The organism is Streptomyces sp. NPDC093018 (assembly GCF_040684035.1).
Lineage (GTDB): Bacteria > Actinomycetota > Actinomycetes > Streptomycetales > Streptomycetaceae > Streptomyces > Streptomyces murinus.
Window position 1 is genome coordinate 252934 of the sequence record NZ_JBFBFF010000005.1, and the last position, 21219, is coordinate 274152.

Annotated in this window: 19 protein-coding genes; 11 read left to right on the forward strand and 8 right to left on the reverse strand. The window is 71.1% G+C overall.

From position 1 onward, the window contains the following. The first annotated feature begins 195 nt into the window (after positions 1 to 195). The 3 genes from AB0N90_RS14435 (at position 196) to AB0N90_RS14445 (ending at position 3903) form a co-directional block, all read left to right on the forward strand. The gene (locus tag AB0N90_RS14435) at positions 196 to 2022 is read left to right on the forward strand and encodes an acyl-CoA dehydrogenase (protein ID WP_361672233.1); all 1827 of its coding nucleotides are present in this window, start codon (positions 196 to 198) and stop codon (positions 2020 to 2022) included. Between the two features lie 123 nt (positions 2023 to 2145). Then, positions 2146 to 3495 (forward strand): M18 family aminopeptidase, encoded by a 1350-nt coding sequence (locus AB0N90_RS14440; RefSeq protein ID WP_085565693.1) that lies wholly within the window; start codon positions 2146 to 2148, stop codon positions 3493 to 3495. A 147-nt stretch (positions 3496 to 3642) separates the two neighbouring features. After that, on the forward strand, positions 3643 to 3903 hold the full coding sequence (locus AB0N90_RS14445; RefSeq protein WP_128790923.1) for a DUF6458 family protein: 261 nt from the start codon (positions 3643 to 3645) through the stop codon (positions 3901 to 3903). Here AB0N90_RS14445 and AB0N90_RS14450 read toward each other — a convergent pair. Further along, a complete protein-coding gene (locus AB0N90_RS14450; RefSeq protein WP_365196273.1) occupies positions 3891 to 5735 on the reverse strand; it encodes an NHL domain-containing thioredoxin family protein in 1845 nt (614 codons plus the stop codon). The genes AB0N90_RS14445 and AB0N90_RS14450 overlap by 13 nt on opposite strands. Before the next feature lie 153 nt (positions 5736 to 5888). Between AB0N90_RS14450 and AB0N90_RS14455 the strand changes: the two genes are divergently transcribed. Then, positions 5889 to 6383, forward strand: coding sequence for an LURP-one-related family protein (locus AB0N90_RS14455; RefSeq protein WP_037650219.1), 495 nt, complete (start codon positions 5889 to 5891; stop codon positions 6381 to 6383). Positions 6384 to 6552: 169 nt separating this feature from the next. On the opposite strand, the gene AB0N90_RS14460 is transcribed toward AB0N90_RS14455, so the two are convergent. After that, entirely contained in the window at positions 6553 to 7371 is an 819-nt protein-coding gene (locus tag AB0N90_RS14460; RefSeq protein WP_365196276.1) for a carbon-nitrogen family hydrolase, read from the reverse strand. A gap of 182 nt (positions 7372 to 7553) precedes the next feature. Here AB0N90_RS14460 and AB0N90_RS14465 point away from each other — a divergent pair, with 182 nt between their 5' ends. Together AB0N90_RS14465 and AB0N90_RS14470 are read left to right on the forward strand one after the other, a co-directional pair. Further along, positions 7554 to 8378 (forward strand): maleylpyruvate isomerase family mycothiol-dependent enzyme, encoded by an 825-nt coding sequence (locus tag AB0N90_RS14465; protein ID WP_085565689.1) that lies wholly within the window; start codon positions 7554 to 7556, stop codon positions 8376 to 8378. 136 nt (positions 8379 to 8514) lie between these two features. Continuing rightward, on the forward strand, positions 8515 to 9267 hold the full coding sequence (locus AB0N90_RS14470; protein WP_365196278.1) for a class I SAM-dependent methyltransferase: 753 nt from the start codon (positions 8515 to 8517) through the stop codon (positions 9265 to 9267). A 21-nt stretch (positions 9268 to 9288) separates the two neighbouring features. Here AB0N90_RS14470 and AB0N90_RS14475 read toward each other — a convergent pair whose 3' ends face one another. Then, positions 9289 to 10584 carry an MFS transporter gene (locus AB0N90_RS14475; protein WP_361672220.1) on the reverse strand — a complete coding sequence of 432 codons (1296 nt, stop codon included), beginning with the start codon at positions 10582 to 10584 and terminating at the stop codon, positions 9289 to 9291. Next, complete coding sequence (locus tag AB0N90_RS14480) at positions 10581 to 11252, reverse strand: GntR family transcriptional regulator (protein WP_361672217.1); 672 nt, start codon at positions 11250 to 11252, stop codon at positions 10581 to 10583. The genes AB0N90_RS14475 and AB0N90_RS14480 overlap by 4 nt, the downstream gene beginning before the upstream one ends. 188 nt (positions 11253 to 11440) lie before the next feature. On the opposite strand from AB0N90_RS14480, the gene AB0N90_RS14485 reads away from it, so the two are divergent. The 3 genes from AB0N90_RS14485 to AB0N90_RS14495 all read left to right on the forward strand — a co-directional run bounded on the left by AB0N90_RS14485 (position 11441) and on the right by AB0N90_RS14495 (position 13846). Next, positions 11441 to 12343 carry a D-alanyl-D-alanine carboxypeptidase gene (locus AB0N90_RS14485; protein WP_361672214.1) on the forward strand — a complete coding sequence of 301 codons (903 nt, stop codon included), beginning with the start codon at positions 11441 to 11443 and terminating at the stop codon, positions 12341 to 12343. Positions 12344 to 12500: 157 nt separating this feature from the next. Continuing rightward, entirely contained in the window at positions 12501 to 12851 is a 351-nt protein-coding gene (locus AB0N90_RS14490) for a GntR family transcriptional regulator (protein ID WP_365196282.1), read from the forward strand. Further along, on the forward strand, positions 12848 to 13846 hold the full coding sequence (locus AB0N90_RS14495) for a DUF1648 domain-containing protein (protein WP_365196283.1): 999 nt from the start codon (positions 12848 to 12850) through the stop codon (positions 13844 to 13846). Before AB0N90_RS14490 ends, AB0N90_RS14495 begins: the two co-directional genes overlap by 4 nt. A gap of 25 nt (positions 13847 to 13871) precedes the next feature. On the opposite strand, the gene AB0N90_RS14500 is transcribed toward AB0N90_RS14495, so the two are convergent. After that, positions 13872 to 14639, reverse strand: coding sequence for a hypothetical protein (locus AB0N90_RS14500; RefSeq protein WP_365196286.1), 768 nt, complete (start codon positions 14637 to 14639; stop codon positions 13872 to 13874). A gap of 373 nt (positions 14640 to 15012) precedes the next feature. Between AB0N90_RS14500 and AB0N90_RS14505 the strand changes: the two genes are divergently transcribed. After that, positions 15013 to 15867 (forward strand): calcium-binding protein, encoded by an 855-nt coding sequence (locus tag AB0N90_RS14505; RefSeq protein WP_361672204.1) that lies wholly within the window; start codon positions 15013 to 15015, stop codon positions 15865 to 15867. A gap of 79 nt (positions 15868 to 15946) precedes the next feature. On the opposite strand, the gene AB0N90_RS14510 is transcribed toward AB0N90_RS14505, so the two are convergent. From AB0N90_RS14510 to pdhA, 3 genes are read right to left on the reverse strand one after another with little or no spacing between them, the layout of a single operon-like run. After that, positions 15947 to 17374 carry a dihydrolipoamide acetyltransferase family protein gene (locus AB0N90_RS14510; protein WP_365196288.1) on the reverse strand — a complete coding sequence of 476 codons (1428 nt, stop codon included), beginning with the start codon at positions 17372 to 17374 and terminating at the stop codon, positions 15947 to 15949. Positions 17375 to 17385: 11 nt separating this feature from the next. Then, positions 17386 to 18363, reverse strand: a complete 978-nt coding sequence (locus tag AB0N90_RS14515; protein ID WP_085565680.1) for an alpha-ketoacid dehydrogenase subunit beta — start codon at positions 18361 to 18363, stop codon at positions 17386 to 17388. Between the two features lies 1 nt (position 18364). Continuing rightward, the gene (gene pdhA / locus AB0N90_RS14520; protein WP_365196292.1) at positions 18365 to 19618 is read right to left on the reverse strand and encodes a pyruvate dehydrogenase (acetyl-transferring) E1 component subunit alpha; all 1254 of its coding nucleotides are present in this window, start codon (positions 19616 to 19618) and stop codon (positions 18365 to 18367) included. A gap of 520 nt (positions 19619 to 20138) precedes the next feature. On the opposite strand from pdhA, the gene AB0N90_RS14525 reads away from it, so the two are divergent. Continuing rightward, the gene (locus AB0N90_RS14525; protein WP_361672196.1) at positions 20139 to 21158 is read left to right on the forward strand and encodes a phosphotransferase; all 1020 of its coding nucleotides are present in this window, start codon (positions 20139 to 20141) and stop codon (positions 21156 to 21158) included. Positions 21159 to 21219: the final 61 nt, after the last annotated feature.

Consider the following 21219-nt stretch of genomic DNA (forward strand, 5'->3'; position numbering starts at 1 on the left):
GGGCGCAAGCGTACCGAGATCCGGGCCGGGGCAGGGATGGACCCGAAAGGCCCACAGGAGTAGACCCTTCTCACACTTGGCCGGACTGGGGTTGCGTCTTATTACCGGCGGGTAGCATCATCGTAGCTACTTATTGGTACGTGAAACAGATGCGAGGAGTCAGTGCCTCGCCGATCCCTCAACGGAGCCGTCGCCATGGGGCACTACAAGTCGAATCTCCGCGACATCGAGTTCAACCTCTTCGAAGTACTCGGGCGCGACAAGGTGTACGGCACCGGCCCGTTCGAGGAGATGGACGTCGAGACCGCCAAGAGCGTCCTGGAGGAGCTGACCCGCCTCTCGGAGAACGAGCTGGCCGAGTCCTTCGCCGACGCCGACCGCAACCCGCCGGTCTTCGACCCGGAGACCAACACCGCGCCGGTCCCGGCGTCCTTCAAGAAGAGCTACCAGGCCTTCATGGACTCCGAGTACTGGCGCCTCGGCCTGCCCGAGGAGATCGGCGGCACCACCTCGCCGCGCTCCCTGATCTGGGCCTACGCCGAGCTGATCCTGGGCGCCAACCCGGCCGTGTGGATGTACTCCTCGGGCCCCGCGTTCGCCGGCATCCTCTTCGAGGAGGGCAACGAGGTCCAGAAGCACATCGCCTCGATCGCCGTGGACAAGCAGTGGGGCTCCACGATGGTGCTCACCGAGCCCGACGCGGGCTCCGACGTGGGCGCCGGCCGCACCAAGGCGGTCCAGCAGGAGGACGGCTCCTGGCACATCGAGGGCGTGAAGCGCTTCATCACCTCGGGTGAGCACGACATGTCGGAGAACATCCTCCACTACGTGCTCGCGCGCCCCGAGGGCGCCGGCCCCGGCACCAAGGGCCTGTCCCTCTTCCTGGTGCCGAAGTACGAGTTCGACTTCGAGACCGGCGAGCTGGGCGAGCGCAACGGCGTCTACGCCACCAACGTCGAGCACAAGATGGGCCTGAAGGCCTCCAACACGTGCGAGATGACCTTCGGCGACCGCCACCCCGCCAAGGGCTGGCTGATCGGCGACAAGCACGACGGCATCCGCCAGATGTTCCGCATCATCGAGTTCGCCCGCATGATGGTCGGCACGAAGGCGATCTCCACGCTGTCCACCGGCTACCTGAACGCCCTGGAGTACGCCAAGGAGCGCGTCCAGGGTCCGGACCTGGCCAACTTCATGGACAAGGCCGCGCCCAAGGTCACCATCACCCACCACCCCGATGTGCGCCGCTCGCTGATGACGCAGAAGGCGTACGCCGAGGGCATGCGCGCCCTGGTGATGTACACCGCCTCCGTCCAGGACGCCATCCAGGTCAAGGAGGCGAACGGCGAGGACGCCGCCGCCGACCACGCCCTCAACGACCTGCTGCTGCCGGTCGTCAAGGGCTACGGCTCCGAGAAGGCCTACGAGCAGCTGGCCCAGTCGCTGCAGACCTTCGGCGGCTCCGGCTTCCTGCAGGAGTACCCGATCGAGCAGTACATCCGGGACGCCAAGATCGACACCCTCTACGAGGGCACCACCGCGATCCAGGGCCAGGACTTCTTCTTCCGGAAGATCGTCCGCAACCAGGGCGCCGCGCTGAACTCGCTCGCCGAGGACATCAAGAAGTTCCTGGCGCTCGGCACCGGCGGCGAGGAGCTGTCCGGCGCCCGCGAGCAGCTGGCCAAGGCCGCGGTGGAGCTGGAGGCGATCGTCGGCCTGATGCTGACCGACCTCGCCGCCACCCAGGACGACGCCAAGAACATCTACAAGGTCGGTCTGAACACCACCCGCCTGCTGCTCGCCTCCGGCGATGTCATCGTCGGCTACCTGCTGCTCAAGGGTGCCGCCGTCGCCGCCGAGAAGCTCGCCACGGCCTCCGCGAAGGACAAGGCGTTCTACACCGGCAAGATCGCCGCCGCGAAGTTCTTCGCCGCGAACGTCCTGCCGGGCGTCACCCTGGCCCGCAAGCTGTCCACGGGCATCGAGCTGGACCTGATGGAGCTGGACGAGGCCGCGTTCTAGAACACACAGGGGCGTCGTTCCACGGCGCCGGTTCCGGACGTTCCGGACGTCCCCGTCCTTTCCGCGCACGGGCCCGCTCCCCTTACCGGGAGCGGGCCCGTGCCCGTCGTTAAGGTGAATCCCATGAGCGCACCATCCCGCCCGTCGCCCGCCGCCACCCCTCCAGCGAGCGCTGCGCGCGCACCTCTCACCTTCGACCGCGGCCACACCGACGACCTGATGTCCTTCCTGGCGGCCGGCCCGTCGCCGTACCACGCCGTGGCGAACGTCGCCGAGCGGCTGGAGAAGGCCGGCTTCAGGCAGGTCGCCGAGACGGACGCCTGGGACGGCACCAGCGGCGGCCGGTACGTGCTGCGCGGCGGCGCGATCATCGCCTGGTACGTCCCCGAGGGCGTCGCGCCGCACACCCCGTTCCACATCATCGGCGCGCACACCGACTCCCCCAATCTGCGGATCAAGCCGCGCCCGGACACCGGCGCGCACGGCTGGCGGCAGGTCGCCGTGGAGATCTACGGCGGCCCGCTGATGAACTCCTGGCTGGACCGCGACCTGGGCCTGGCCGGCCGGCTGACCCTGCGCGACGGCTCCACCGTCCTGGTCGACGTGGACCGGCCGCTGCTGCGGGTGCCGCAGCTCGCCATCCACCTGGACCGCTCGGTCAGCAACGAGGGCCTCAAGCTGGACAAGCAGCGCCACCTCCAGCCGGTGTGGGGACTCGGCGACGAGGTGCTCGACGGCGACCTGATCTCCTTCCTGGAGCAGGAGGCCGGCCTGGAGGCGCACTCGGTGGCCGGCTGGGACCTGATGACGTACCCGGTGGAGGCACCGGCCTACCTCGGCCGGGACCGCGAACTGGTCGCCGGTCCGCGCATGGACAACCTGCTGTCCGTGCACGCGGGCGCCGCCGCGCTGGCCGCCGCCGCGACCTCCGGCGCCCCGCTCACCCGCATCCCGGTGCTGGCCGCCTTCGACCACGAGGAGAACGGCTCGCAGTCCGACACCGGCGCGGACGGCCCGCTGCTCGGCTCCGTCCTGGAACGCTCGGTGTTCGCCCGCGGCGGCACCTACGAGGACCGCGCCCGCGCCCTCGCCGGCACCGTGTGCCTCTCCTCCGACACCGGTCACGCCGTGCACCCCAACTACGCCGAGCGGCACGACCCGACGCACCACCCGCGCGTCAACGGCGGCCCGATCCTCAAGGTGAACGTCAACAACCGCTACGCCACGGACGGTTCCGGCCGCGCGGTGTTCGCCGCCGCCTGCGAGAAGGCCGGTGTCCCCTTCCAGTCGTTCGTCTCCAACAACTCCATGCCCTGCGGCACCACCATCGGCCCGATCACCGCGGCCCGGCACGGCATCCGCACCGTCGACATCGGCGTGGCCATCCTCTCCATGCACAGCGCCCGCGAACTGTGCGGCGCCGACGACCCGTTCCTCCTCGCCAACGCCCTGACGGCCTTCCTGGAGGGCTAGCCAACGCGGTCCTCCGTAAGGCCGGGCGGGAACGGTCTTACGGAGGGGCGGTTGTCGAACGGCCGTCGTACGCAGGGCTACTCGGGGCCGCGCCGGGTACCCGGACGGGACCGGAGATTCCGGAACCGAAAGGGGAGGCGAAGCCTCATGGGGCTCGGCGGATGCATCATCCTCATCGCCGTGGGGGCCATACTCACGTTCGCGACCGACTGGCACATGCACGGCGTCAATCTCACCGTCGTCGGCCTGATCCTGATGGCCGTAGGACTGATCGGCGTCGCCACGTTCAGCGGTATCGCCCGGCGCCGGCGGGTCGTCGTACCGCCCACGACGCCGATCGTGGAGGAGGAACCCCACCACCGTCACCACCACACCGGTGACGGCTACACCGACGGCTACGGCATCTGAGACCCGCTCTCCTGCTCGTCCAGGCCCGCCAGGACGAGCGGCAGACGGTCCGTCGCACCCTCGGTGAGGCGGACCGGGACGCCCCAGTCCTGCTGGTGCACATGGCACGCGGGGTACTCGTTGGCAGCATCGTCGTCGCAGGACGCGGCCATCGCGGATATGTGCAGCACCCCTTCCCGGACAGCCGCGTCGAGCTCCAGCTCGCGGCTCAGATCGGTGCCCGCTCCCTCGCCCTTGAGCAGCAGCTCGGGCGGGGTGGAGGAGACCAGGAGTCGGGTGGAGGGGCCGTACCGGGTGTCCAGCTTCTGGCCCCGCGGGGCCTGGAAGACGACGTCCAGCCGCAGCCGGCCGGGAGCGACCTCGGTGGCCGCGCGCCGGGTGCGATGGGCCACCGACTCCACGCGCACCGCCTCCTCCGGCAGCCGCAGCCGGGTCAGCCGGTGCCGGGCCGACTCCACCACCACGATGTCCTCGCCGACGAGCACCGCGTCGCTGGGCTCGCGCAGATCCGTGGCGAGCGTGGTCACCTCGCCGGTCGCCGGGTCGAACCGGCGCAGGGCGTGGTTGTAGGTGTCGGCGACCGCGACCGAGCCGTCCGGCAGCGCGGTGACGCCCAACGGGTGCTGGAACAGCGCCTGTCCGGCCGCGCCATCCCGGTGCCCGAAGTCGAACAGGCCGGTGCCGACCGCGGTGTGCACCGCCCCGTCGGGGTCCACCCAGCGCAGGGCGCTGGTCTCGGAGTCGGCGAGCCAGAGCCGGTCGGCGGTGGCCGCGAGCCCGGAGGGCTGGGCGAACCACGCCTCGGCGGCGGGGCCGTCGACCAGTCCCTCGTTGGTGGTGCCGGCCGCGACGGCGACCGTGCCGTCCTCGGGGTCGTACGTCCACAGCTGGTGGACGCCCGCCATGGCGATCCACACCCGGCCCTGCCACCAGGCGACGTCCCAGGGCGAGGAGAGGTCGACCTCGCGGGCCGGCCCGGAGGTGGCGGCCCCCTGCATCCACTGGTGCCCGGTGCCCGCGAGGGTCGTGGTGCGGCCCGTCCCCGGGTCGAAGCGGCGCAGGGCGTGATTGACGGTGTCCGCCACCACCACGGTGCCGTCGGGCAGCAGGGCGAGCCCCTGCGGCTCCTGGAACCGGGCGCGGTCCGCCGGGCCGTCGGTCAGCCCACGGCCGCCCTGGCCGATCCGCCGTACGACCGTCTCCCCGTCCGCCGCCAGCTCCACCAGCTGGTGCCGGGTGGTGTCGCTGACCAGCAGATTCCCGGAGGGGAGCGGCAGGGCCTTGCCCGGGAAGCGCAGCACCGTCGGCTCCGGCTCCGGCGGGACGTACGGGCCGTCGCCGCGGCGCAGCGTGCCCTTCGCCCCGTGCTCGGCCTCCAGCTCCGTCACCAGTCGCTCGATCGCGTGCACATGGCCCTCGCCCGCGTGCTGGGCGACGACATACCCCTCCGGGTCGATCACCACGAGCGTCGGCCACGCGCGCACCGCGTACTGCTTCCAGGTGGCCAGCTCGGGGTCGTCCAGCACCGGGTGCGCCACGCCGTACCGCTCCACCGCGTCCACGACCGCGCCGTGCTCCGCCTCGTGCGCGAACTTGGGGGAGTGCACGCCGATGACCACCACCGTCTCCGGATGCCGGTGCTCCAGCTCGCGCAGCTCGTCCAGGACGTGCAGGCAGTTGATGCAGCAGAAGGTCCAGAAGTCCAGGACGACGATGCGGCCGCGCAGGTCGGACAGGGTGTACTCGCGGTCACCCGTGTTCAGCCAGCCGCCCTTGCCGATCAGCTCGGGGGCACGGACGCGGGGGCGGCGGGGTGGTGCGGAATCGGTCATGGCTCAAGAGTGCCACCGGCCTCCGACATCCCGCTCGGCCTGTGGATAACCCGGACAACTCGCCCGCACCGCCTGTGGAAAAGCGGTCCGCGCCCGGCGAATCGCCCCGCGCCCGCCGTGATGAATCCGCCGAACCTGGGAAAGGCTCAGGTCATGAGATTCCTGGTACGCGACCGGCTCCTCGGCATCGGCGAAGACTATTGGATCGAGGACGAGCACGGCCGCAAGGTCTTCCTCGTCGACGGCAAGGCCATGCGGCTGCGGGACACCTTCGAGCTGAAGGACGCCCAGGGCCGGGTCCTGATCGACATCCACCAGAAGATGTTCGCCCTGCGCGACACGATGGTGATCGAACGGGACGGCGAGGGCCTGGCCACCATCAAGCGCAAGCGGCTGTCGCTGCTGCGCAACCACTACCGCGTCGCGCTGGCCGACGGATCCGAACTGGACGTCAGCGGCAAGATCCTCGACCGCGAGTTCGTCGTCGAGTACGACGACCAGGTGCTGGCCGTGATCTCCCGGCGCTGGCTGCACCTGCGGGAGACCTACGGCGTGGACGTCGTACGCGAGGACGCGGACCCGGCGCTGCTCATCGCGGTCGCGGTGTGCGTGATCCACCTCGCGGAGAAGGAGCGGGAGGACGACTGACGTGGCGGGCGACGGGCATACCTGACAGCCGACGGGCAGGACGGCTGACGCGTCTGACAGCCGACGGGCCGGACGGCTGATGCAACCGGACGGCTGACGCGCCTGACAGCTGACGGGCCGGACGGCTGACGCGCCTTCGGCGGGGCCGCCGGTGCGCGGGCGGCCCCCGTTATCGCCGGGGCGTCGCCAGCCCCAGCACGCGGTCCTTCAGCGCGGGGAACTGCTCGCGCGTCGCCGCCACCTTTGCCGGGTCGAGGCCGACCGTGATGACCTCCTCGCCGGCGCCGGCCTCGGCCAGCACCTCGCCCCAGGGATCCACCACGATCGAGTGACCAGCCTGCGGAACTCCCGCGTGCGTCCCGGCCGTTCCACAGGCGAGCACGAACGCCTGGTTCTCCACCGCACGCGCCCGGGCCAGCAGCGTCCAGTGCGCGCGGCGCCGCTCGGGCCAGCCCGCCGGGAGCACCAGCACCTCGGCGCCGGCGTCGACCAGCGCGCGGAACAGCTCGGGAAAGCGCAGGTCGTAGCAGGTGCCGAGGCCGAGCGTGGTGCCGGGCAGCGGGACCGTCACCGGCTCCCGCCCCGCGCCCATCAGTACGGCCTCGCCCTGGTCGAAGCCGAAGCGGTGGATCTTGCGGTAGGCGGCGGCCAGTTCACCGGAGGGGGAGAAGACGAGGGAGGTGTTGTAGAGGGTCCCGTCGTCCGGCGCGGAGCCGTCGGCGGACGCCGCGCGCTCGGGGATCGAACCGGCGTGCAGCCACACGCCCGCGTCGGCCGCGGCCGCGGCCATCGTCTCGTAGGTCGGTCCGTGCAGCGGCTCGGCCTCGCGGCCGAAGTCCTCGTAGGCGAAGGCGCCGGTGGTCCACAGCTCGGGCAGCACCACCAGATCGGCCCCGGCCTGGGCCCGGACCAGCGCGGCCGCGCGCTGTCTGCGCGAGGCGGGCGATTCGCCCTCGTCGACGGCGATCTGGATCAGAGAGGCGCGCACACTACCACCGTCCTGGCATTCGAGTCGTCCATACGGGCCTACGATCGTCACGCGAAAGCACTGCCGGGGTGCCTGCCAGCAGCGTAACTTAGCTTCCCAGACACCCGCCGACGTGCAGCCGCCGCCCGCTGGCACCGCCGCCGCAACCTGCCCGTGTACCGACCGCCGAGGGGTCCCGTTCCGTGAGTCTGCATCCCACCCTCCAGCCCTACGCCGACGCCTGGACGCACTCCGTCGACGCGATATCAGAGATGGTGCAGCCACTGCCCGAGGCCGAGTGGAACCGGCGGACGCCGTGCCCGGGATGGTCGGTACGCGATGTCGTCTCGCACGTCATCGGCCTGGACTGCGAACTGCTCGGCGACCCGCGCCCCATCCACTCCCTGCCGCGCGACCTCTTCCACGTCGCCAACGAGCACCAGCGCTACATGGAGATGCAGGTCGACGTCCGCCGCCACCACACGGCGCCGGAGATGACGGCCGAACTGGAGTACACGGTCATCCGCCGCAACCGCCAGATGCGCAACGAGAACCGCGAGCCCGGTGCCACCGTGCGCGGCCCGATGGGCACGGAGATCACCCTCGAACACGCCTACCGGACGCGCGCCTTCGACGTCTGGGTGCACGAACAGGATCTGCGGACGGCCCTCGGCCGCCCCGGCAACCTCGACTCGCCCGGCGCGTACGTCACCCGCGACTTCCTGCTGGACGCGCTGCCGAAGATCGTGGCGAAGGACGCGGACGCGCCGCGCAGTTCGGCCGTCGTCTTCGATGTGCACGGCCCCGTGGAGTTCCTGCGCACCATCCGCGTCGACATCCAGGGCCGCGGCACCCTGGAGACCGCCCCGGCGCTCGGCCCGGTGGCCTCCCTCACCCTCGACTGGGAGACGTATGTCCGGCTGGCCTGCGGCCGGGTGACCCCCGAGGCGGTGGCGGACCGCGTCAAGACGGAGGGCGACCAGGAGCTGGCGGAGGCCATCCTGCGGAACTTCGCGGTGACGCCGTGACGGCACGGCCCTGCGGCGCCGTGACCCTGTGACGTCATGACCCGGTGATGCCGCGAGCGGCCCTTCCCCGGGCGGCAATTGAGGGCGCCCGCAATTCGGTGGTGGGGGTCGGGGCGACCTTCTAGCGTTGCCCGGTATGACCATCGACCTGCCTCGGCTCGCTCGGCTCACCTTCCACGGCCCCCTCTCGGAGGCTCGCGCGACCGCCATGGTCCAGCGGCTCGCGGCCAACCGCCCGCGCACCGTGCTGGACATCGGCTGCGGCTGGGCCGAGTTGCTGCTCCGGGTGCTGGACGCCGTACCGGGCGCCACCGGAACCGGTGTCGACCTGAACGCCGAGGATCTCGCCCGCGCCCGGAAGAACGCCGAGATACGCGGGCTCGGCGACCGGGTGCGGTTCGCCGAGGAGTCCGCCGTGGGCACCGAGCGGGGCCCGGCCGACCTGGTGCTCTGTCTCGGCGCGACCCAGGCCCTCAGCGAGGCCGAGCCGCCGACCGCCGAGGCCCTGCGCGCACTGCGGCGCCTGGTGACCGACCGGGGCCGGGTGCTGGTCGGCGAGGGCTTCTGGCAGCGGCCGCCCACCGAGGCCGAGTTGTCCGGCATGTGGCCGGGTGCCGCCCCGGACGACCATTGCGAACTCGGCGGCCTGCTCGACCTCGCGGTCGAGGCCGGTTTCCGCCCGGAGTGGACCGAGACGGCGAGCCCCCAGGAGTGGGAGGAGTTCGAGTCGGGCTACCAGGCGGGCCTGGAGGTATGGCTCGCCCAGCATCCCGACCATCCCCTCGCGCCCGAGACCCGCGCCCGCCTCGACCGGCACCGCGGCCAGTGGATGAGCTACCGGGGCGTTCTCGGCATCGCGTACCTCACCCTCGTACCGGACCTGCGCTGACCCGGAGCCCGGACGACCGGCTCACGCCGGTACGTGCACCGTCTCCACCCGGCTGGCCACCAGCCGCTCGCGCTCACGGCGGGCCGCCCGGGACCGCAGTCGCAGGATCTGGCTGAGGCCGATCACCTGGAGGACGAACACCGCGCTGAACGCCACCTGGTAGTCGTCCCCCGTCGCGTCCAGCAGCACGCCGATCGCGAGCAGTGTGGTCATCGAGGCGATGAAACCGCCCATGTTGGTGATGCCGGAGGCGGTGCCCTGACGCTCGGGCGGGTTGGCCGGGCGGGCGAAGTCGAATCCGATCATCGAGGCGGGCCCGCAGGCGCCGAGCACCGTGCACAGGACGATCAGCAGCCACATCGGGGCGTGCGGCGCGGGGTAGGCCAGCGTCGCCGCCCACAGCAGCGCGGTCGCCGCGACCGTGCACAGCGCGAGCGGCAGCCGGGCGGTGTGGTGCCGGGCGATGACCTGGCCGTAGACCAGTCCCACCACCATGTTCGAGAGCACGACGAGGGTCAGCAGCTCCCCGGCCGTGGCCCGGCTGAGCCCCTCCGCCTCGACCAGGAACGGCAGGCCCCACAGCAGCAGGAAGACCATCGCCGGGAACTGGGTGGTGAAGTGCACCCACATCCCGAGCCGGGTGCCCGGCTCCCGCCAGGCCTCGGCGATCTGCCGGCGGACGTAGGCGGAGCCCTGGTGCGGGGACGGCGCGGGCTCGTGCCCCTCGGGGTGGTCCTTCAGGAACAGCAGGGTCAGTACGAGGACGACCACGCCGGCCAGCGCGCTGCCGGCGAACGCCTGCGTCCAGCCGATGCTGTGCAGCAGCCGGGCCAGGACGAGAGTGGAGATGAGGTTGCCCGCCATGCCGACCAGGGCCGCGAGCTGCGCGACCATCGGGCCGCGGCGGGCCGGGAACCAGCGGGTGCCCAGGCGCAGCACGCTGATGAACGTCATCGCGTCGCCGCAGCCCAGCAGCGCCCGGGAGGCGAGCGCGGTGCCGTACGACGGGGAGAAGGCGAAGCCCAGCTGCCCGATCGTGAACAGGACGGCGCCCAGGGCCAGCACCTTCTTGGTGCCGAGGCGGTCGACCATCAGGCCGACGGGTATCTGCATGCCGGCGTAGACCAGCAGCTGGAGTATGGAGAAGGTGGACAGCGCCGAGGCGTTCACATGGAAGCGGTCGGCCGCGTCGAGGCCCGCCACGCCCAGCGAGGTGCGGAAGATGACGGCGACGAAGTAGACCGCGACGCCTATGGACCACACGCCGACGGCGCGGGCGCCGCCCGGCGGGTCACCCGGAAGGGTGAGCTTGTTCATCGGACCTCACCCCGCGCGAGCAGCGAAACCCGGCTCACGTGCCGGTGCACGACCCCGACGGCCGCCTCCGCGTCCCCGGCACGCAGCGCCTGGAGGATCTCCTCGTGCTCGGCGAGCGTGGTGGCCACCCGGTCGGGGTGGGAGTACATGACGGCGACGCCCATCCGCAGCTGGCGGTCGCGCAGCTGGTCGTAGAGGCGGGCCAGGATCTCGTTGCCCCCGCTGCGGACGATCTCGGCGTGGAAGCAGCGGTCGGTCACCGCGGCCTCGGCCAGCTCCCCGGCTTCGACCTGCGCCTTCTGCCGCTCCAGCAGCTCGGCCAGCCGCTCCACCAGGCCCGGCGGGGCGGGTACGGCCTTGCGCGCGGCGTGCTCCTCGACCAGCAGCCGGGTCTCCACCACATCGGAGATCTCCTGCGCGGAGACGGGCAGGACCAGGGCGCCCTTCTTGGGGTAAAGCCGGATCAGTCCCTCGACCTCCAGCCGCAGCAGCGCCTCCCGCACGGGGGTGCGCGACACACCCACGGCCTCGGCCAGCTCGCCTTCGGTGAGCAGGGTGCCGCCCTCGTAGCTCCGGTCGAGGACGCTCTGTTTGACGTGCGCGTAGACGCGGTCGGCGGCGGGTGGCTGCTTGGCGGGAGGTGCGGAGTGCGGGACGGCCGTCTTCATGCCTACAGGATAGATACAACAGGTACGCAACACCCGCCGGGGTCCACGATGCGGACGTGATGCCCGTCTCCCCCCGATTGCCGCACAACCTTCTGTGCTACCTACGTGTCAGACAGATGCGGCCCTTTTCTCTGAGCACCTCAACTCGGCCGCATCCAGGGGCATTCCAGACAATCGGGGTATTCACTTTGATTACCGGCATCAAGGGCATCCGCCTCCGCCGAGCCACCGCCGTCGCGATCACCTCCGGTGCGCTGATCGCCACCGGCGCCCTGACCGCGGCGCCCGCACAGGCCGTCACCGCGCCCTCGATCGGGGCCAAGGGCGGCTATGTGATGAACAACGGGAGCGGTTCGACCCTCTTCACCAAGGCCGCGGACACCAAGCGGTCCACCGGGTCCACGACCAAGATCATGACGGCCAAGGTCGTACTGGCGCAGAAGAACCTGAATCTCAACGCCACGGTGACGATCCAGAAGGCGTACAGCGACTACGTCGTCAAGAACAACGCCTCTCAGGCCCACCTGATCGTCGGCGACAAGGTGACCGTCCGCCAGCTGCTGTACGGGCTGATGCTGCCCTCCGGCTGCGACGCCGCCTACGCCCTCGCGGACAAGTACGGCTCCGGCTCCTCCCGCGCCGCTCGCGTGTCGAACTTCATCGGCAAGATGAACAGCGCCGCCAAGAGCCTCGGTCTGAAGAACACGCACTTCGATTCCTTCGACGGCATCGGCAACGGCAAGAACTACTCGACGCCGCGCGACCTGACGAAGATCGCCAGCAGTGCGATGAAGAACTCCACGTTCCGCACCATCGTCAAGACCAAGTCGTACACGGCCAAGACGAAGACCAAGTCCGGCGGCACCCGCACGATGGGCGCCTGGGTCAACACCAACGGTCTCCTCAAGAGCTACAGCGGCACCATCGGTGTGAAGACCGGCTCCGGCCCCGAGGCCGGCTACTGCCTGGTCTTCGCCGCCACCCGCCACGGCAAGACCGTCATCGGCACCGTCCTGTCCTCCACCTCCATCACCCAGCGCGAGTCGGACGCCACGAAGCTGCTCAACTACGGCTTCGCCAAGCTCGGCTGACCACGGACGCCGGTCCACCGGCCCCTCCACCGCACAGCCCGGGCCCGTCGCACCCAGCGGCGGGCCCGTCGTGCTGTCCGGGACCGATCGGCCATCGGAGCCCGAGAGCCGGGCGGGGTGCCGCGATGAAGCGAATGGTGCTAGCTTCATTAGCACCATGTTGCTGCGTCTGGACACCACCGACGCCCGCCCCCTGCACGAGCAGGTCGCGGCGGCGCTCCGACGGGCCATCGCCGAGGGCGAATGCCGCGCGGGCGAGCGCCTGCCCTCCGCCCGCGATCTCTCCACGGGCCTGGACCTCAACGTCAACACCGTCCTGCGGGCCTTGCGCGAACTGCGCGACGAGGGCCTGCTGGAGTTCCGCCGGGGCCGGGGCATCACCGTCGCCGAGGGCGCCGCGGCCCCCAGCTCGGGGCTCCGGATCAAGGTGCGGGAGCTGGTGGCGGAGGCTTCCCGGCTGGGGTACAGCCGGACCGATCTCATCGACATGATCCGGGAGTCGTCATGACGGACGGGCACGACGGGGAACACGGCCGGCGCCGTGCCGGGCGCTGGGCGCTGGTGGGCGGTACGGCGGCCGTCGCAGCGCTGGTCGCCGGGCTTCCCTGGCTCCAGCGAGGCCGGCTCCCCGACCGGCTGGCCACCCACTGGAGCGGCGGCCCGGCACCCGACGGCTCGATGCCGCTGTGGTCGGCCTCCCTGGTACCGGCTGCGGTCTGGCTGGTGCTCGCCCTCGCCCTGAGCGTGCGATGGCGCCGCTCCTGGGCCGGCCCCCGCTCCTGGCTGCCGATCGCCCTCGCCCCCACCGGTGTCGTCCTCGTCGGCGCCCAGGTCTCGATCGTGCGGGCGAATCTCGATCGCGCCGACTGGCACCAGGCCCGCCAGCCGGGCTGGTGGATCGCCGTCACCCTGGCCCTCGCCGCCGCGGCCGGGGTGCTCGCCTGGCGGCTGACCGTCCGGGCCACCGCGACCGCGCCCCTGGCCGGGACCCCCGAGCTGGACCTGGCGCGGGACGAGCGCCTGGTCTGGTTCTCCCGCACGGCCAACCCCTGGCTCCAGTCGCTGTCGGCGGTGGCCGGCCTGGTCGCCGTCGGCTCGGCGCTGGGGCTGGCGCTGGGCCTGGCACCCGCCGCGACGCTCTGGCCGGTGTGCGCCGCCTGTGCCGTCCTCGCTCTCGCGGGCGGTGTCTCCTCCTCGGTCCGGGCGAAGGTCTCGCAGGCGGGCCTGGAGATCTCCTTCGGTCCCCTCGGCTGGCCCGTCCGCCGCTGGACACCGGACGCCCTGGAATCCGCCCGCGCCGAGCGGCGCCTGCCCTCCCAGGTCGGCGGCTGGGGCTACCGGCTCAGCGGCCTCGGCACCACGGTCATGCTGCGCGCCGGCGACTGCCTCGTCGTACGCCCCCGGGGGCGCCGTTCCGACTTCGCGGTGAGTGTGGACGACGCGGAACGCGGCGCGGCCCTGCTGAACGCCCTCCGCGCGCGTCGGCCCGAACCCGGCCGGTGAATCGTGGCCCGGCGCCTTGTCCCTGCTAACGCGCCGGTATTCGAGGAAGTCGGTCGTAGGTCCTGAAGGTGTACGACGCGTCGTACGTCATCAGGTTTCCTTCGGCCGCCGGCAGGCCGAGGCTGTGGTCGACGAGCGGGGCGAGCGGTCCGCAGTGCTCGGCGGCGGGGACGGCGAAGGTGTCGTCGTAGGCCGAGAACTCGATCAGCGGCGGGTCCTGGGAGACCCAGGTGGAGGGACCCGAGCGCTGCAACCGGAAGTCGACGGGGGCGGTGGCGCCGATGGTGCAGCCGGGAGCCGGCAGGCGGCCGAGGAGCCGGAAGCGGAGACTGAACGTGCCGGTGTAGAAGTCGGACCGGCCGCCGTACTCGGGCTGTATCGCGAGACCCCGGACGCCCGGCACGCGCGTCGGCGTGCTGTGCATCGCGCCCCACACCTGCCCGTCGCTACCGGCCGGCAGGGGGCCCTCGGCGTGCGTCATGGTGATCGGGGCGAGCCGCACCGTCACCTTCCCGATGGTCAACACCGGTGCCGCGGTGTGCACTTCGCATCGCCAGCGGGATGGGTCGGCTCCGGCGGGCAGGGGCGGGCAGTCACGGAAATCGGTCGTGGGCGCGGCGGACGCGGCGGCCCGGGGCGCGGCGACCGCGACGCCGGGTGCGGACACGGCCGCCACGGCGGCGAGGGCGGCCGCACCCGTGACGGCGGCGGCGCGACGGGCGGACCCGCGCCGCACGAGGGCGAAGCGGCGAACGGGGCCCGAACCGGCCCCGGCGGCAGTGGATTTCGTCATGCCACCAGCGTGCCGCCGACCGCCACACCCTCACCATCCGTGACACCCCTGGCGGAACCCTGAGCCGCCCCTGATGCACCGTCAGGGAATGACCGGGAAAAGGCTCAGGGACCGGCTCCGTTCCCCTCCCGCAATTCACGGGCCGAATTGCGGCAAGCGCACCCTTTCCAGCCACTCCGCCGACGAACTCCCGTCCTGTCCCGGCCCCTTGTCGGACGCCGGCCATATTCGGTTCAGAAAAAGTCGGTGAGACGTACAACCGTTCGTAGGTGTCACGTGTCTTTCTTGCGAGCCAACAGGCTCACTACATCGTTCAGAGCCCGCATACCCCCCATGCATCGTGCGCGAGGCTCTCTCCACGTGGGGAACACAGATGCGTATTCGTGCCAGCCTGGCCGCCGTGACGATGTCCGGTGCCGTGGCGCTCACCGCGCTTCTCGCTCCTGCCGCGCAGGCGGCGGACAGCCCGAAGATTCCGCACGGCTTCACCTCGAAGCCGTCCGTCGGACGCAACGCGCCGGCCGACGAGAAGCAGGGTGACATCCAGATCACCAAGGTCACCGACAACGCCAACAAGGACGTCGTCGTCGGCCTCGGCAAGAAGACGTTCAACATCTACGTCACGGCCACCGCCCCGTCCGGGATCTACACCGCCGACGCCATGCTGTGGCACGGCACCAGCCTGGACAGCGACGTGGACGGCGTGCTCTACACGGACACCGGCGACACCAACGCCACCTGCGACAACTGGAGCGCCACGAGCGCCACCTGCAAGATCACGATCACCGCCGTACCGGGCACCGACCTGTACGACAGCGCCCTGAACGGCAAGTGGAACGTGTCGGTCTACGCGGTCGCCAACAACGGCGACTACGTCGAGACGGACGTCTACAAGAACCGCTGGGTCAAGCGTGCCGCCAGCTTCAGCGGTTTCAACGCCGCTCCGGAGCCCGTCACCAAGGGCAAGACCATCACGGTCACCGGCACCCTGAACCGTGCCAGCTGGTCGTACATGAAGTACTACGGCTACGGCAGCCAGTCCGTGCAGCTGCAGTTCAAGCCCGCGAACAGCAGCACCTACAGCACGGTGAAGACGATCAAGAGCTCGTCCACCGGCTACCTGAAGACCACCGTCACCGCCTCGGTGGACGGCACCTGGCGCTTCCACTACGCCGGTAACGCCAACTCCTCCGTCGCGGACGCCTACGACTACGTCGACGTGCGCTGACCCTTCGCCGCTGACGGCGGCATGACGAAGGCCCTGTGGAACGATCCACAGGGCCTTCGGTCTTATGCGGAAGGGCCGGTCACGCCCAGGTGATCAGCCGCTTCGGCTGCTCCAGGATCGCGGCCACGTCGGCCAGGACCTTGGAGCCCAGCTCGCCGTCGACCAGGCGGTGGTCGAAGCTCAGGGCGAGGGTGGTCACCTGGCGCGGCTTGACCTTGCCCTTGTGGACCCACGGCTGGAGCTTGATCGCACCGATGGCGAGGATCGCCGACTCGCCCGGGTTGATGATCGGGGTGCCGGTGTCGACGCCGAAGACGCCGACATTGGTGATCGTCACCGTGCCGCCCTGCATGGCGGACGGGGAGGTCTTGCCCTCGCGCGCCGTGGCCACCAGCTCGCCGAGGGAGTCGGCCAGCTGGGGCAGCGTCTTGTCCTGCGCGTCCTTGATGTTCGGCACGATCAGACCGCGCGGGGTGGCCGCCGCGATGCCCAGGTTCACGTAGTGCTTGACCACGATCTCCTGGTTGGCCTCGTCCCAGGACGCGTTGATGTCCGGGTTGCGCTTGATCGCGACCAGCAGGGCCTTGGCGATCAGCAGCAGCGGGTTGACCCGCCTGCCCTGCATCTCCTTGTCCTGCTTCAGCTCCTCGACCAGCTTCATGGTGCGGGTCACGTCCACCGTCACGAACTCCGTGACATGCGGGGCCGTGAACGCCGAGCCGACCATCGCCGCCGCGGTCGCCTTGCGCACGCCCTTGACGGGGACACGGGTCTCGCGGACACCGTCGTACGAGGCCGCGGGGGCGGGCGCGGCCGGAGCCGCCGCCACCGGCGCGGGCGCGGTCACGGCCACGGGGGTGGCCGCCGCGTGCACGTCCTCGCGCGTGATGATCCCGTCCGGGCCGGACGGGGTGACCGCGGTCAGATCGACGCCCAGGTCCTTGGCCAGCTTGCGCACCGGGGGCTTGGCCAGCGGGCGGGGGCTGTCCGCCGTCGGCGCATGGCCGTTCAGCTCGGGCTGGGCGGGCGCCGGGACGGTGACCTCGGGGCCCTTGCGCGGGCGGCGCTTGGTCGCGGAGGTCGACACGCCGTAGCCCACCAGGACCGGCTGGCGAGCCGCGGGCTTGGCTTCCTCGGCCGAAGCCGGAGCCGAAGCCGCCGCGGCCGGAGCCTCGGGTGCCGCCGGAGCCTCCGGAGCCGCGGGCGCCGCCGCCTCGGCCTGTGCCGGGACCGGGGCCGGGGCCCCGCCCGCCACCCGCACCGCGATGATCGCCGTACCCACGTCGACCGTGGTCCCCTCGGGGAACCGCAGCTCGCTGACCACGCCGTCGTAGGGGATGGGCAGTTCGACGGCCGCCTTGGCGGTCTCGACCTCGCACACCACCTGGCCGTCGGTGACCGTGTCGCCCGGCTGGACGTACCACTTGAGGATCTCGGCCTCGGTCAGACCCTCGCCCACGTCGGGCATCTTGAACTCGCGTACGGACGCGTCCGTCATCGTCGTCACGACCTTCTCCCTCAGTACGCCAGCGAGCGGTCGACGGCGTCGAGCACGCGGTCCAGGTCCGGCAGGTACTCCTCCTCCAGGCGGGCCGGCGGGTACGGGGCGTGATAGCCGCCGACCCGGAGCACCGGGGCCTCCAGGTGGTAGAAGCAGCGCTCGGTGATCCGGGCGGCGATCTCGCCACCGGAGCCGAAGAACACCGGCGCCTCATGGACCACGACCAGGCGGCGGGTCTTCTCGACCGAGGCCTGGATGGCGTCGAAGTCGAGGGGGGAGACCGAGCGCAGGTCCAGGACCTCCAGGCTCTTGCCCTCCTCGGCGGCCGCGGCGGCGACCTCCTGGCAGAGCTTCACCATCGGGCCGTAGGCCGCGAGGGTCAGGTCGGTGCCCTCGCGGACCACCTGGGCCTTGTGCAGCGGGGCGGGGATCGCCTCGACGTCCACCTCGGCCTTGTCCCAGTAGCGGCGCTTGGGCTCGAAGTAGATCACCGGGTCGTCGCTCTGGATGGCCTGCTGCATCATCCAGTAGGCGTCCGACGCGTTCGACGGGCTGACGACCTTCAGGCCGGCGACGTGCGCGAACAGCGCCTCGGGGGACTCGGAGTGGTGCTCGACCGCGCCGATGCCGCCGCCGTAGGGGATGCGCACGACGACCGGCATCTTGACCTTGCCGAGCGAGCGCGCGTGCATCTTGGCGAGCTGGGTGACGATCTGGTCGTACGCCGGGAAGACGAAACCGTCGAACTGGATCTCCACCACCGGCCGGTAGCCGCGCAGGGCCAGGCCGATCGCGGTGCCGACGATGCCGGACTCGGCGAGCGGGGTGTCGATGACCCGGCTGTCGCCGAAGTCCTTCTGGAGGCCGTCCGTGACCCGGAAGACGCCACCGAGCTTGCCGACGTCCTCGCCCATGACCAGGACCTTGGGGTCGGCCTCCAGGGCGCGGCGCAGCGACTCGTTGATGGCCTTGGCCATCGCCATCTTCTCGGCCATCTCAGTGACCCCCTTCTGCGTCCGCGAACGACGCCTGGTAGGCGGCGAACTGGGCCCGCTCCTCGTCGACGAGCGCGTGCCCGTCCGCGTACACGTTCTCGAAGATGGCGAAGTGGTCCGGGTCGGGCATGGCGCGGACCGCTTCGCGCACTCGCTTGCCCAACGCCTCGGACTCCGTTTCGAGTTCCTCGAAGAATCCCTCGTCCGCGTGGTTCGACGCCTCCAGATGGCGGCGCAGGCGCAGGATCGGGTCCTTGGCCTCCCAGGCCTGCCGCTCCTCGTCGCCACGGTAGCGGCTGGGGTCGTCGGAGGTGGTGTGGGCGCCCATGCGGTAGGTGAACGCCTCGACCAGGGTCGGGCCCTCACCGTTGCGGGCGCGCTCCAGGGCCCACTTGGTGACCGCGAGACAGGCCAGCACGTCGTTGCCGTCCACGCGTACTCCCGGGAAGCCGTAGCCCTGGGCGCGCTGGTAGAGCGGCACCCGGGTCTGCTTCTCGGTCGGCTCGGAGATCGCCCACTGGTTGTTCTGGCAGAAGAACACCACGGGCGCGTTGTAGACCGCGGAGAAGGTGAACGACTCGGCCACGTCGCCCTGGCTGGAGGCGCCGTCGCCGAAGTAGGCGATGACCGCCGAGTCCGCGCCGTCCTTGGCCACGCCCATCGCGTAGCCGGTGGCGTGCAGCGCCTGCGAGCCGATGACGATCGTGTACAGGTGGAAGTTGTTGCTGTTGGGGTCCCAGCCGCCGTTGTTCACGCCGCGGAACATGCCCAGCAGGTTGGTCGGGTCCACACCGCGGCACCAGGCGACGCCGTGCTCGCGGTAGGTCGGGAAGACGTAGTCGTCCTCCCGGGTGGCCCGGCCGGAGCCGATCTGGGCGGCCTCCTGGCCCAGCAGGGAGGCCCACAGGCCCAGCTCGCCCTGGCGCTGGAGTGCGGTGGCCTCGGCGTCGAAACGACGGGTGAGCACCATGTCGCGGTAGAGGCCGCGCAGGTCTTCGGGGGTGATGCCGGCGACGTAGGAGTCGTACACGGCGTTCTTGACCCGCTTGCCCTCCGGCGTCAGAAGCTGCACGAGCTCGGGCTCGGTGCTCTTCTTCGCGCCGGCGCGCGCGGCGCGCGGGGCTCGGGTCGTGCTGGTGGTGCGCTTGGCGCCGGTGGCTCCGGACTTGGTCCCGGCCGAGTCGGCCTTGCTGCCGGTGGTGCCGGCCTTGCCTGCGGCGCTGCGCTTGCGCGCGGCACTGCTGTCCACGGTCACGTGTGCTCCTCCGTCGTTCCGGCCCCCGGGGTTGCCGGTAGGCCAGTGCGGCTCACCTGTTTCGACCACCGGGCACGGGGTGGGTGCCACTCGGCCGGGAACAGGCGTGACAGGTGCCCCGGCGAGCGCCCTGCGACCATTACGTTACCCAGTGCTCCACATTTCTGTGAAACCCCACTTGACCTGCGATTTTGCTTGGATTTCCAAGTAAATCGAGGAGATGCGGAAGCGCGCTGGTCACAGCCTTGCGGCAAGGCCGGAGCAAGCGAACGTTATCCCGGTCACCCAGGTGACGGGAAGAGTTCCCGGCGGGAGACCCGGCCAGTGCTTTGTGGGAGGAAAACTCCAAAACCTCGAAAGCCTCAAGACCTGCTCGAACACGGCGGACATTCACCGTTCGTCACGGACCACCCTGTGACCGATTGCGACCACCGACGACTGACTGTGAAACCCCCAGCTCACAGGGTATTTTTCGTGCCCTAGCATCTGCGGCGTGCCGCGCCTTTGTGTACCACCCTCCATGCCCCACGCGCCCCCTCTGGGCGCCCTGCTCCGCCTGTACGACGCCGCCGGGACGCCCCTGGCCTGCGAACCGGTCGACCAGGGGCTGCTCAACCGCGGCTACCGGCTGTGCACCACGCGCGGCCGGTATTTCCTCAAGCACCACTTCGACCCCGACACCGCCGACCCGGCCGCCATCGAACGCCGGCACCGGGCCACCCAGCGTCTGGCCGCCCTCGGCGTGCCGGTCGCCGTGGCGCTCGCGCACCGTGAGGGCCGTACCGTCGCCGTCGTCGCCGGCCATGCCTACGCCCTGCACCCCTGGATCGACGGCGGACACCGCCACGGCGGCCAGCTCACCCGCTCGGAGAGCGCGCGCCTGGGAGCGCTGCTGGGAGCCGTGCACGCCTGCCTGGAGCGCGTGATGCCGCCCAAGGGGCGCACCCGCCCGGCCACCAGCCCCCATCCGGTGGAGAGCGCCGACCCGGCCGACACGTTCACGCTCATCGACGAGTTACTCGTCCGGGTGCGCCGGCACCGCCCGTCGGACGCATTCGACACGCTGGCCCGGCACCGGCTGCGGGAGCGGCGGGTGCTGCTGGAGCGGCACGCGGACCGGCGCCCGCCGCCCGGCGGTCCGGTGGGCTGGGTGCACGGCGACTTCCACCCGTTCAACCTGCTCTACAAGGACGGCGCCCCGGCGGCCATCGTGGACTGGGACCGGCTCGGGGTGCAGCCCCGCGCCGAGGAGGCCGTACGCGCCGCCGCGATCTTCTTCGTACGCCCCGCGGGCGCCCTGGACCTGCGGAAGGTACGGGCGTACGCCCGCGCGTACCGGCGCGCGGCCGATGCCACGCCCGCGGAGCTGGCGGCGGCCGTACGCCGGGTGTGGTGGGAGCGCCTGAACGACTTCTGGATGCTGCGCTGGCACTACGAGCGCGGCGACACCCGCGCCGACTGCCAGTTCCCGGCCGCCTCGGCGCTCGTGGTGTGGTGGACCCGGGAGTACGACGCGGTGTGCGACGCGTTCACCGGGTGAGCGGGTTTACGTCCGCCCCGTCGGCCAAGGGGCCGTCTTCCCCCGGCCGGCAAACGACCGG